The sequence below is a fragment of the uncultured Ruthenibacterium sp. genome, assembly GCF_963558415.1.
Taxonomy (GTDB): Bacteria; Bacillota; Clostridia; order Oscillospirales; family Ruminococcaceae; genus Ruthenibacterium.
The window spans coordinates 1-11801 of sequence record NZ_CAUWGY010000072.1 but is presented as its reverse complement, the minus strand read 5'-3'; the positions used below and the strand labels follow the sequence as shown (position 1 = coordinate 11801).

Genomic DNA, 11801 nt, shown 5'->3' with positions numbered 1-11801 from the left:
ATGGAGCACAACTCGTTTCTGCAGCGCGTATTTGGTCCGCAAGAGTTGACAATGTTCGAGCGTAAAAAGATGCGTGCAGAAACGGTGGCCGCAAATTTTGCTGCTAAAGAGGCTCTTGGGAAGGCCTTGGGAGAAGGGCTGTCCAGTTTTATCTGGTCCCAAGCCGAAGCACTGCGCAATGAGGCTGGCGCACCCTATTTTTCTTTCAGTGGAGCTGCTGCACTCCATATGGAAAAAAATCATTTGCGAGCCTTGCTCTCTCTCACCCACGAAGGCGACTTTGCTACCGCCTTTGTGGTTGTGGAACAAATTGATGTATCGGAAAGGAACCATTTATGATTACACCTTTGGAAATTAAAGAAAATGAGCAGATTCGCACTTATATTGAGCGGGCGGATGACACATTGAATGCACTTGGCTTCACAGAGCACAGCTTTGCGCACGTCACACGAGTAGCTCACTTTGCCGAAAAAATTTTGACGGAACTCGGATATGATAAAAGGACGCAACAACTTGCCTGGATTGCAGGATACATGCACGATATTGGCAATGTGATCAACCGTATAGACCACGCTCAATCGGGCGCAGTAATGGCATTTCGCATTTTGGACAAATTGGGAATGCCCGCGGATGAAATCGCAACTGTTTGTTCCGCCATTGGAAACCATGATGAAGGAACCGCCTTCCCTGTCAATCCCGTAGCCGCCGCGTTGATTTTAGCTGATAAAACCGATGTGCGGCGCAGCCGTGTGCGCTCCAAAGATCTTCATACCTTCGATATTCATGATCGGGTAAACTACGCGGTGGAAAAGGCTTCCACTACTCTGGATATGGAGCAAAAAGCCGTGATTCTAAATTTGCAACTGGACACAAAAATTTCTCCTATGATGGATTATTTTGAAATTTTTCTTGACCGGATGACTTTATGTAGGAAAGCAGCCGATAAACTCGGTCTCGGTTTTCATCTAGTGGTAAATGGCCAAAGTGTCCTGTAAAAACGAACCCAGCCAAGTATGGCTGGGGTCGTTTTTGCCCTTTTCTTATTTCTCCTTAAATGGTATAATTACTTTAAATTTGTTTGGAAAGAGTGTTTCATTGATGCAATGGATGGAGAAAACAACCTTTTGCTTACGTGCCGAGAATCGGAAGATGGCATTATCATTCTTCGATGTGAGACCCGAGATGCGGTGGTTCGCCTACCTGAAACTGTTTTTGGAAAACACGTAATCGAATTAGGCCCTTACGCCATGGCTCGACGTGCCCCGAATCTTCCTGGTTCTTGTGAAACATTCTCTGTATGTGTCGGTGCTGGCTGTCAAAATGGTCACGATGCTTCTTCCATCCGCAGGTTAACTCTTCCATCTTGCATGCGCCGTGTGGGCGACTATGCCTTTTATGACTGTCACTCACTGGAATACCTGCAGGCAGGAGAATCATTGGCGGAAATCGGTTCTGATGCGTTTTTAAATTGTGTAAATTTCTGTATACTCCAAACAAAAATCTCTGCGGATGGGACCAGTTGTCTGCGAGGTGTGCTGCGCGAACACCATGGAGAACTGCTCTGTGTAATGCAATTTATCGATGGAGAACAAGCACATCTTTTGTTTCCACCATACAGCGAAGAATACGAAGAACTGGCAGCACCGCATATTTTCGGATATCATATTGAAGGAGCCGGCTTTACCTACCGCCAGTGTTTTGATGGTAGAAAAGTGAGTTTTTCCCAATACGATGCCGCTTTGGAGCGCTTAATTTTGACACAAGATTTTGATTTTGCCGTTCGGATTGGCCTTGAAAGGCTGTGTTGGCCAAAAGACCTTTCTCCTACTCATCGGGCACGCTATGAGTCTTTGCTCTCCTCTCATGCGAACGAATCATTACGTATTCTATTAAAAAACAAGGATAGCGAAGGATTGATTCGGATGCTTCCATTGGGATTATTCCCTGCCAACTGCCTTCAAACCGCCTGTGATATTGCTCGTACGGACAAAAACACGGAAATGCTTGGCATTCTTCTAAATCATCTGCACCATACAGGCACATGCCAAACAAAAACCTTCGATCTTTGAGGAGGATTCTTTATGCCTCAATCTGATGCATGGCGCAAAGTAGGACGCTCTATCCTAACGGCCGCCCGCAATGAATTATACTTGAATCTGCCTTTTCTAGATGCTGCATTATGTGCATTGCCCTTTTCCGATGAACAAGATACGGATTTCATCGCCACCGATGGACAAAACTTATTTTTCAATGGAAGCTATCTTGCCATGCGCTACGAAAAAGGGCGAAATCTTGTATGCCGGGCCTATCTTCATCTTGTGCTTCATTGTGTTCTTTTGCACCCAATCAAGCGAAGAGGCCGAGACGGCGAATTGTGGGATCTATGCTGTGATATTGCGGTGGAACACATTTTGGATTCTTTGAGCTACCGCTGCTTAGCATCTGCACCGAGTCCTCGCCGTTTTGGACTTTATCAACGCTTCGAAAAGCAGTACAAAGTACTGACGGCCGAGGCACTGTACCGGTCGTTCCGCATCCATCCGCTAGAAGAATACGAAAGAGCCACTCTGGCGCGAGAATTTTTTGAGGACGATCATGCTCTCTGGGAAAAAGCATCCCAGCAAGAGCAGGAAACTCCTCAACAAACCTGGCAAAAAATCGCACAGAGGACGCAGACCAGTATGGAAACCGTAATGAGCGAAGCCGCCGGCGGTGGGCAAGCTGTACTGGAGCAGTTGCGAGTAGAAACGCAGGAAACTGCAGATTATCGCGCATTTTTGCGACGCTTTACCATTACGGGCGAAGAGAGCGGAATCGATCCAGACACCTTTGATTATAGTTACTATATGTACGGTCTCCACCATTACGGAAACATGCCCCTGATTGAACCGCTGGAAACCAGAGAAGTACAACGCATTCGTGATTTGGTAATCGCCATTGATACTTCCATGTCCACATCCGGTGAGCTGGTGCGTCGTTTTTTGCGGTATACTTATGGGATTTTAAAGCAAAACGAAAGTTTTTTTCGCACTTTTCATCTACGCATTCTGCAATGTGACGACCAGCTCCGGGTGGATAAGTCCATTTCGAATCGGGCAGAACTGGAAGAATACATGGAGCACTTTGAACTGGCTGGACAAGGGGCAACCGATTTCCGACCGGTATTTCGTCACGTAGATGATTTGATTCAACAAGGTGCTTTTCATAAATTGCGGGGCGTTCTCTACTTTACCGACGGACTGGGGATTTATCCCGCCAAACGTCCTGCCTATGATGCGGCGTTTGTAATGTTAGCCGGGCAGGGTGTTCCCGAGCGGGTCCCCCCTTGGGGCATTCGCATTCTTTTGGATGAAAATGAATTGCAAGGAGATACAGTATGAATATTAAACAGGCAAAGCAGGAAATAAAAAACACCATTCGTGCCTATCTCGCCAAAGACGAATTTGACCAATACCGCATTCCAGTGATGCGCCAGCGCCCTGTCCTTTTGATGGGGCCTCCGGGCATTGGCAAGACACAGATCATGGAGCAGATTGCTTACGAAACCGGCATTGCTCTGGTAGCATACACCATCACCCACCATACTCGTCAGAGTGCGCTCGGGCTCCCCTTCATTCAGGAAAGAAAATTTGGCGAAAAATCTTTTTCCGTGACCGAATATACCATGAGTGAAATTCTTGCTACAGTCTATCAGACTATGGAGGACACCGGACTGCGAGAAGGAATTCTGTTTTTGGACGAAATTAACTGCATCTCCGAAACTCTGGCTCCCATGATGCTTCAGTTTCTGCAGTGCAAAACATTCGGCAATCAAAAACTCCCCGACGGGTGGATCATTGTAGCTGCCGGAAATCCACCAGAATACAATAAATCCGTTCGAGAATTCGACGTAGTGACACTGGACCGGGTGAAGCGAATCGACGTCGAACAGGATTTTTCCGTTTGGAAGGAATACGCTTATCAAAAAGGAATTCATGGTGCGATTCTCACTTATCTGGAAATTCACAAAGAGAATTTCTACGCTTTCGAGGCTTCGGCAGACGGCGTCCAATTTGCCACTGCGCGCGGCTGGGAAGATCTTTCGGAGCTTTTGCTCACCTATGAACAGATGGGCATTCAACCGGATCGAGAGGTCATTGGCCAATACATTCAGCTTCCCCGCATTGCGCGTGATTTTGCAAACTATCTGGAACTATACGCCAAATATCGTCAAATTTATCATATAGAAGATATTCTGAGTGAACACTGGACTAAACTTTCCGCCGCCGAACTGAGCAGTGCCCCCTTTGACGAGAAGCTGAGTGTGCTCGGTCTTTTGATTGCCCGTTTAGGAGAGAGCGCTTGTGCTTGTCGCCGCCAAGAGCAATTGACCGAGGAATTGCATGCTTGTCTCATCCGTGTAAAGCAGGCCGCCACCTCTGTCTCGGATGCGCTTTCGGCAGAATTGCAAAATACCCACACACGTCTTATCCATCGGCTACAGGCGCAAAATGCGGATCCAGAAGAACAGCGCATGCTGCGCGGAACAGCGGCACATCTGGAACGCTATTTACATGTTTTGGAACAAGAACGCATTCCGGAGAATGCAGCATTCGAACGAGTGCGCGAATTATTTCAAGAACAGGTTGCTATACGCGGAGAATGGGTTACTAAAACGGGTTTTCAATTGAATGCCGCCTTTGCCTTTTTAGAAGAAGCCTTGGGCGAAAGCCAGGAGATGGTCATTTTTGCAACGGAGCTAACCGCCAATGCACACACTTCTTGGTACATTCAAAATTTTGGCTGTGATGCATATTTCCGTCATAATCAATCGCTTTTATTTGATGATACAAGAACCCAAATTCTTAATAGCATCGCCGCCGCTCGCGAGGAATAAAAAAAGAGGAGCCCACAGCGGCTCCCTTTTTTATTCTCTCATCAAATCATCGCGAATCGTAGCACTAAATGCAGCTTTCAAAGCCACACGATGTGCGGCCCAGCATACGAAAATTGCGCCAACGGCTACTACCAGACCTGTTCTAAACGATATCCACAAACACTCTAGCCAGTAAAACTTATAAAACGTGATCAGCCATTTTTGCACAAAGAAGGAAACCGCAATACCGGTGGGAAGGCCAAAGCCTAGTCCTACCAAGCAGCGCCGACGCGCTTCCATTCCAAGCATTCGGCTCAACTCGCGCTGTGTCATTCCGGCACTGCGTAAAATTGCAAATTCACGCCTGCGCATCTGCGCCTGTGCGCTGGCCGAACTGAGCACAGACGCGGTACATCCAACCGTTAAAAGCACAACAAATCCCCAACCGCAAATCCGCAATAATCCAACCGCCGCGAAGGTCATCGTGTAGGACCAAGATGTCTGTGTAAAATCCTGAATCATATACGCGGTTGTGTCGCTTCCCAATAAAGAAAGATTGGTTTCCTGTATGGCAACGCCTTCCAGCGTCTGCGTAATTTCCGGTGTCAGCCGTGTTGCATCCTGTGTTTCCACCAAAATCTGCAAAAGGCGCTCTGTACGCTGTAATCTTCCCGGAAACGAATCGTACGCGCTTTGAGTAGTAATAAAATAACTGCAAGGAAAACCATTTTGCTCCTGCAATCCTACGGGCAGTGGCGTATCACAAGTATCCGTCACTACACAAGTTCCGTCCGAAGAGCGCTCGCCCGGTTCAAAAAGCGGTGTTTGGTCCGCATTCGCCGCGTAAATACAACTTAAGGTTCCCGCGGGCGAAGACGGCAGTTCTGCTCCATACCACTCTTTGAATGCGGCATCGTCCAAAGTCAAAATTTTGGCTGCATTGTTTTCCTTGTACCAGATTAATCCGGTATCTTCGGAAGAATAAACTCTACCACCTTCTACGCGTTTGACTGCATCGCGCACGCATTGGTCTAAATCCGCCGGTTCATGGCCACCACGAACCCAGAAATAGATTCGATAATTATACTCAGGGATATTATCTATATAACTGCGTATCATTCCATCAGAAAAACCCAGCGTCATCAGCACCAAAAACACACAGATTGCAACCACGGCCGTCTGACTCGTGCCGTAGTGATAGGCAGAGGAACTTCGGGCTGCAATCAACCTTGCAATGTTTTGGAAACGGCTTGTGCCATGGCATTTTGGAATCGCATAGGTTTCACGCACAGCCTCGATTGCCGTTAGTTTGGACGCACGGCGCGCCGTTCCCCATGCGGCCAAAAACAATGTGAACAATACGCAAGCTGCAGCAAGAAGTATATGCTGCGGTCGAATCATCAATGTCAACGGGCGTGCAGCTACAGATTGCACATTTCTAAGAACGGAAAAAACAATTGCAAGGCCTGCCGCTGCCGCCGCCAACCCCAAAGGAATGCTGCAAGCGCCCAGAATCAACGCCTCCAGCCACACGCTTTGCCGCATTTGGCGTCTTGTGGCTCCCAAACTAGCTAATTGTCCCAACATACGCGTTCGCTGTGACAGCGACAGCCGAAACACATTGCGCAGCAGCATTGATAAACCCAGAATCAATAACACCATTACCAAGCGTGAGAGGAATAAAACCGGCCGCGCAAGATCTGATTGCTGTTCAAAAACGGCCGCCAAAGATTCACCGCCAAACAATACCGCTCCCAGTATTCCTGCACAAATCACCGCACAGATCCAAGTGAACCAAGTGCGTGCTCCACCTCGTATAAACTGCCGAAACGTAAGCAGAAACATCGCCTTCATGTGCGGATCACCTCATCCTTCACAAGTCGGCCATCTTTCAACTGTACAATGCGCTGAGCACGTAAAGCCAACGTTTCATCATGGGTAATCATCACTACTGTCTGACCGGTGGTGGTATGAATGTACTCTAACAGTTCTGTAACACTTTTGCCCGCTGCCGAATCAAGATTTCCAGTAGGCTCATCCGCCAAAAGCAACGCTGGTCGCGTGAGCAACGCGTGGCCAATAGCCACCCGCTGCTGCTGTCCACCTGAGAGTTGTGCAGGGAATGCTTTTCGTTTTTCCGAAAGTCCCAACCGCACCAACATGTCTGACACGCGCGCGGAGTCCGGCGTTCTTCCATCCAGCAGAAGTGGAAGGACCAAATTCTCTTCCACTGTCAAAAGTGGAACCAGATTATAAAACTGATATACCAAACCAATTTGGCGGCGCCGAAAAATAGTTAGCGCCTCTTCGCTCTGTTCATAAAGGGAAACTCCGTCCAGCGTGACAACACCTGCTGTAGGCCGATCCACTCCTCCCAATAAATGCATCAATGTAGACTTTCCTGATCCCGATGCTCCCATCACTGCCACAAATTGCCCCTTCGGAACTTCGAAGGAAACGTTGTCCAGTGCACGAACCGCCGCCTCACCTTTTCCATAGACACGGCTGAGGTTCTTCACCTCTAAAAACGCCACTTTCATCCACTCCTTTCTGTGTTAAGAATAGTCTGCGAAACTGACAATTTCGTGACAGTACCATGACAAATTCATCACCTAGGCTCTGTATACATACGAAGGAAAAAGCAAGGGCCGTTTGCTCCGTTTTCGGCCCATACCATTCCGCCCTGTCCCTGTACAATTGCTTTTGCCAATGCAAGTCCGATTCCAATGCTGGTTGGAGAGGCATTTTTCCCCCGCCAAAAACGTTCAAACAAATGCGGCATTTCTTCTTGAGGTATCATTGGTCCACTATTTTCTACACAAAATTGTGTATACAGCGCATTGCTCTCGCACCACAGTCGTATACTGCCATTTTGAACAGTGTGCTCTTCTGCATTTTTAATAAGATTTGTCAAAGCCTGTACCGTCCAGGAAGCATCGCAAAAGCAATGAATGCTCTCTTCCACATTACACTCCAAAGTCACACCTTTCAAAGCGCATAAAGGCATAATATTCCGGCAAGCTTCGTGCAAAAGCAAACATGCTGAATGACTGGCCTTTTCAAAACAGACCACTTGAGCATCCAGACGACATAACCGCAAAAGCTGCTCTACCAGCCAACGAATTCGCTCGGCCGCCTTTTGAATGCGAAAGGCACCCCCCTCTTTCTCGTTTTCTGGAATTCCCTGCCCCTGCCACAACTCTGTCTGCAACAAAATAGCTGATAAGGGTGTACGAAGCTGATGTGCTACATCGCCTAAAAAATCCGCCATTTGCCTTTTATCTTTCATAAGCTGTTTTTTCTGTTCGCAAAGAATCGTGGTAATTTTATAAAGTTCACTGCGTAAAGCACTCAATTCCCCTTCACGCTGTGTGCGTATATCCAAAACCTGATTGCCTGCATATACATCTGCCAAATACTCACAAAGTCTGTGTACTTCTTTGGAACGCTCGATACTATATAGCCAGAAAGCAATCATTCCCATGCCCCCGGTAGCCAGCGCGCACAGGCCGGAGCGAGCGCCCGCCAGCCAATATCCCGCCGCTCCTCCTATTACAGAAAAGCTTGCGAGTACCATCAAAAGAATTTTTGTCTCCCGACTCACATTCTCTCCTCCCATCGATATCCAATTCCCCGAACTGTTTTGATACGTGCACCTTCGTGCCCCAGTTTTTCCCGAAGGCGCTTCACTGTTACCGTTAGGGTATTATCATTTACGAAATTGCCACCACAATCCCAAAGCGCCTGAAGCAGAACACCACGCTCTAATACACAGCCGGGATTAGACGCGAACAAAAGCAACAAGCGATACTCCTGCGCTGTTAAAGGCAAGGGTACTTCGTTTTCAAACACCTGTGCTGCATCTGCATCAATTCGCAACGTTCCAAAGCGATAGTTTCTTTTTCCTGCGCGTCTGCGCTGAATCGCGCGCAGTCTACTCGCCAACTCCCGAGCACGAAATGGCTTGATAACATAATCATCCGCCCCTTCTTCCAAAGCGCGCACTACACTGTCTTCATCGCTTCGTGCGGTCAGAACGAGAATTGCCGCATCTCCCATTTCTCGCACAGTCCTACACACAACAAAACCACTTTGGTCCGGCAATCCCAAGTCAAGCAAGACTGCGTCAAACCTGATTTGCCCCAATTTTTCCAATGCCTCAGCAGCGGTTCCCGCCACAACAATGCTCCAACCTTCCGCTTGTAAAAGTCGAGCCAAAGGCTGTGCAATATCCATCTCATCTTCTACAATAAGCACTCTCACCTTGGTCCCTCCCTCTGTTTTATTCTACTCTTCGTCCTTGTTCAGTGCATGACAAAAATGTCATAAAAGGGCTGTGGCAAAGCCACAGCCCTTTTTCAAAACTTTTGCAAAGGTCTCTTTTTTCTCCATACCCAAAAGCCAACGATATCCGCCAGAATCCAACCCAACGGAATACTCCACCAAATAATCGTATATCCCATTGAAGGCGCCAACGCGTAAGAAACTACCACACGTGTTCCCAACGAAATGACCGTTAAGACCAACGACATAGAGGGCCATCCCACGCCTCGATACAAACCATAAAGTAAGAACAAAAGGCCAATTCCAATGTAACAAGCACCCTCAATATGGAGATATTGTATTCCAATCTGTAAAATTTCGGTTTCTCCCTCAGAAAAAAAATACGCATGAGCTGAGACGCAAAAGCAAAGACGAACACCGAAACAGCCGCGCTGAATATACAGGATGCAGCGATTGAAAAGCGGATTCCCCGCTGAATTCGTTTCATTTTCTTTGCCCCATAGTTTTGTGCAATAAAAGTTGAAAACGCATTTCCAAAATCTTGTACAGGCATGTAGGCAAATGAGTCAATTTTGACCGCTGCAGCAAAAGCTGCCGTAACCGCTACACCAAAACTATTAACCAAACCTTGTATCATTAAAATTCCGAAATTCATCACGGATTGCTGCAAAGCCGTGAAAGAAGCATAATTTGCAAGTTGCATCCACAAGCTGCCATTCCAGGAACAATCTTCACGGCACAACCGCAGTTCGGGCGTTCGAAAAAAAGCATAAGCCGCCATTCCAATTGCACTAATTACCTGTGCGATCAACGTCGCCCAGGCCGCTCCTGCCACTCCCATTCTAAGGCCTGCTACAAACCAGATATCCAAACCTATATTAATTACAGCGGACAGCGCAACAAATACAACAGGTGCTTTTGAGTTGCCCATGCTTCGAACAAGTGCGGCAAAAAAATTATAGATAAAAACCGGCACAATCCCCCAAAAAACAATATGAAGATACTCAAGTGTCATATCAAAAATAACTGGATCCACCTGCAATAATCGAACAATCGTTTTTTCTGTCCACAGCAAGAACATCTCCATTATCACAGCAACCAGACCGATGGAAACACCCGAAAGAAAAATACTTTGACGGAGTCGCTGTATTTGATGCGAACCAAAATACATCGAAAAGGCAACACTTACTCCCATGCAAAGTCCAATGAGAATCGAATTTAAAAAGGTAAGCAGAGAAAAAGAGGTTCCCACTGCTGCAAGTGCATCAGCAGAAACATAATATCCTACCACCCAAGTATCCACAACATTGTAGAGCTGTTGAAAAATATTTCCAAGAATCAGCGGTGCAGCGAATAGCAACATCGCCTTTTTTTCACTGCCAACGGTCAAATCTTTCTGCACAATCCAACCCCCTAAGAATATCCGCACGCTCCATTTTATCAAACACTTTTTCTTTCTACAAGCCTAAAAAAGGCAGGAGAGAGTCTTGCGCTCTCTCCTGCCTTTTCATTCCTTTTCAAGTTCTGTTTCAATTTCCTGTATCGAAGAAAGATTCATCACCTTTTCCGCCAGGCGCACAGCATGCTCTTGGCTCCACTGAGAAATACGATGTCGAACCGCCAAAATTGATGGGGTACTCACGCTAAATTCATCCAATCCCCAAGCCATAAGCAAAGGAATTAGCCGAGGGTCTGCTGCGGCCTCTCCACACATTCCCACAGGGATGTGCGCCTGTTTTGCCGCATTGACTACCTGGCGAATTGCGCGTAAAACCGCAGGATGAAATAATCGATACATATTTTCGACCTTCGCATTTCCTCGGTCCACCGCCAACGTATATTGAGTCAAGTCATTGGTTCCAATGCTGAAAAAATCCGCCTCGCGAGCGAGCAAATCTGCTATTTGAACAGCCGCCGGCGTTTCAATCATCACACCGATTTGAATAGATGGGTCAAACAGCTCACCGCGCTTTTCAAGCTCCTCTTTGCACTTTTCTACAAGCTGGCGTGTAGCGCGTACTTCTTCAACTCCGGTGACTAGAGGCAACATAATGCGGATGTTTCGGTTCTTAGCACCCGCGCGCAAAAGTGCTCGCAGTTGCACAGAAAAGAAATCCGGCCTATCCAAACAATAGCGAATCGCCCGATAGCCCAAGAACGGATTTTCCTCGCGCTCCATGGCCAGATAAGGTATATTCTTATCTCCGCCGATATCCAACGTACGAATCAAAATCTCGCGGTCACTCATCGCATCGGACACCGCCTGATAAGCTCGATATTGTTCGTTTTCATCCGGCGCGGTCGCTCGCTCCATAAACAAAAATTCCGTGCGGAACAGCCCAATTCCTTCTGCGCCTCCAGAACGTGCCTGTGACGCTTGCTCCGGTGAACCTATGTTAGCATATAGTGCATAACGTCGACCATCTGCATCTACCGTAGGGCGATCTCTATATTGTGCAAGAATCTGTTGTTCTTTCAGGATCTCTGCGCGCTGGATACGATAGGCCTCTGTCTGCGCCGGACTCGGACTTAAAATTACTTCCCCTGTCCCGCCGTTTACCAATACCTGGTCTCCCTCATGGACTTTGCTCATTAAATCCACAATGCCAAGTACGGCAGGAATTCCCAGCGTACGCGCCAAAATCGCGGAATGACTGGTTCG

12 protein-coding genes are annotated in these 11801 nt (G+C 47.4%); 5 read left to right on the top strand and 7 right to left on the bottom strand.

Annotation, left to right across the window (positions count from 1 at the left end; genetic code table 11):
* From AB5H98_RS10625 to AB5H98_RS10605, 5 genes are all read left to right on the top strand, one after another.
* A partial coding sequence (locus AB5H98_RS10625) for a holo-ACP synthase (protein ID WP_367925877.1) occupies positions 1 to 339 on the top strand: 339 nt, incomplete at its 5' end.
* A complete protein-coding gene (locus AB5H98_RS10620; RefSeq protein WP_367925876.1) occupies positions 336 to 995 on the top strand; it encodes an HD domain-containing protein in 660 nt (219 codons plus the stop codon). The genes AB5H98_RS10625 and AB5H98_RS10620, both read left to right, overlap by 4 nt.
* 129 nt (positions 996 to 1124) lie before the next feature.
* On the top strand, positions 1125 to 2069 hold the full coding sequence (locus AB5H98_RS10615) for a leucine-rich repeat protein (RefSeq protein ID WP_367925875.1): 945 nt from the start codon (positions 1125 to 1127) through the stop codon (positions 2067 to 2069).
* Positions 2070 to 2081: 12 nt separating this feature from the next.
* Positions 2082 to 3380 (top strand): VWA-like domain-containing protein, encoded by a 1299-nt coding sequence (locus AB5H98_RS10610; protein WP_367925874.1) that lies wholly within the window; start codon positions 2082 to 2084, stop codon positions 3378 to 3380.
* Complete coding sequence (locus AB5H98_RS10605; RefSeq protein WP_367925873.1) at positions 3377 to 4876, top strand: AAA family ATPase; 1500 nt, start codon at positions 3377 to 3379, stop codon at positions 4874 to 4876. Before AB5H98_RS10610 ends, AB5H98_RS10605 begins: the two co-directional genes overlap by 4 nt.
* A 30-nt stretch (positions 4877 to 4906) precedes the next feature.
* On the opposite strand, the gene AB5H98_RS10600 is transcribed toward AB5H98_RS10605, so the two are convergent.
* From AB5H98_RS10600 to ptsP, 7 genes are all read right to left on the bottom strand, one after another.
* Positions 4907 to 6709, bottom strand: coding sequence for an FtsX-like permease family protein (locus tag AB5H98_RS10600; protein ID WP_367925872.1), 1803 nt, complete (start codon positions 6707 to 6709; stop codon positions 4907 to 4909).
* A complete protein-coding gene (locus AB5H98_RS10595) occupies positions 6706 to 7389 on the bottom strand; it encodes an ABC transporter ATP-binding protein (RefSeq protein ID WP_367925871.1) in 684 nt (227 codons plus the stop codon). The genes AB5H98_RS10600 and AB5H98_RS10595 overlap by 4 nt, the downstream gene beginning before the upstream one ends.
* Before the next feature lie 74 nt (positions 7390 to 7463).
* Positions 7464 to 8459 carry a sensor histidine kinase gene (locus AB5H98_RS10590; protein ID WP_367925870.1) on the bottom strand — a complete coding sequence of 332 codons (996 nt, stop codon included), beginning with the start codon at positions 8457 to 8459 and terminating at the stop codon, positions 7464 to 7466.
* Positions 8456 to 9118: a response regulator transcription factor gene (locus AB5H98_RS10585; RefSeq protein WP_367925869.1), complete on the bottom strand. Its 663-nt coding sequence runs from the start codon at positions 9116 to 9118 to the stop codon at positions 8456 to 8458. The genes AB5H98_RS10590 and AB5H98_RS10585 overlap by 4 nt, the downstream gene beginning before the upstream one ends.
* A 95-nt stretch (positions 9119 to 9213) precedes the next feature.
* Positions 9214 to 9387: a hypothetical protein gene (locus AB5H98_RS10580; protein WP_367925868.1), complete on the bottom strand. Its 174-nt coding sequence runs from the start codon at positions 9385 to 9387 to the stop codon at positions 9214 to 9216.
* The gene (locus AB5H98_RS10575; protein ID WP_367925867.1) at positions 9372 to 10541 is read right to left on the bottom strand and encodes an MATE family efflux transporter; all 1170 of its coding nucleotides are present in this window, start codon (positions 10539 to 10541) and stop codon (positions 9372 to 9374) included. The genes AB5H98_RS10580 and AB5H98_RS10575 overlap by 16 nt, the downstream gene beginning before the upstream one ends.
* 105 nt (positions 10542 to 10646) lie before the next feature.
* A partial coding sequence (ptsP, locus tag AB5H98_RS10570) for a phosphoenolpyruvate--protein phosphotransferase (RefSeq protein ID WP_367925866.1) occupies positions 10647 to 11801 on the bottom strand: 1155 nt, incomplete at its 5' end.

Excerpts from the sequence above, each read along its gene's own strand:
- AB5H98_RS10620 (WP_367925876.1), top strand. The coding sequence starts at position 336 with ATGATTACACCTTTGGAAATTAAAGAAAATGAGCAGATTCGCACTTAT.
- AB5H98_RS10605 (WP_367925873.1), top strand. The coding sequence starts at position 3,377 with ATGAATATTAAACAGGCAAAGCAGGAAATAAAAAACACCATTCGTGCC.
- AB5H98_RS10600 (WP_367925872.1), bottom strand. The coding sequence starts at position 6,709 with ATGAAGGCGATGTTTCTGCTTACGTTTCGGCAGTTTATACGAGGTGGA.
- AB5H98_RS10610 (WP_367925874.1), top strand. The coding sequence starts at position 2,082 with ATGCCTCAATCTGATGCATGGCGCAAAGTAGGACGCTCTATCCTAACG.
- AB5H98_RS10580 (WP_367925868.1), bottom strand. The coding sequence starts at position 9,387 with ATGTCGTTGGTCTTAACGGTCATTTCGTTGGGAACACGTGTGGTAGTT.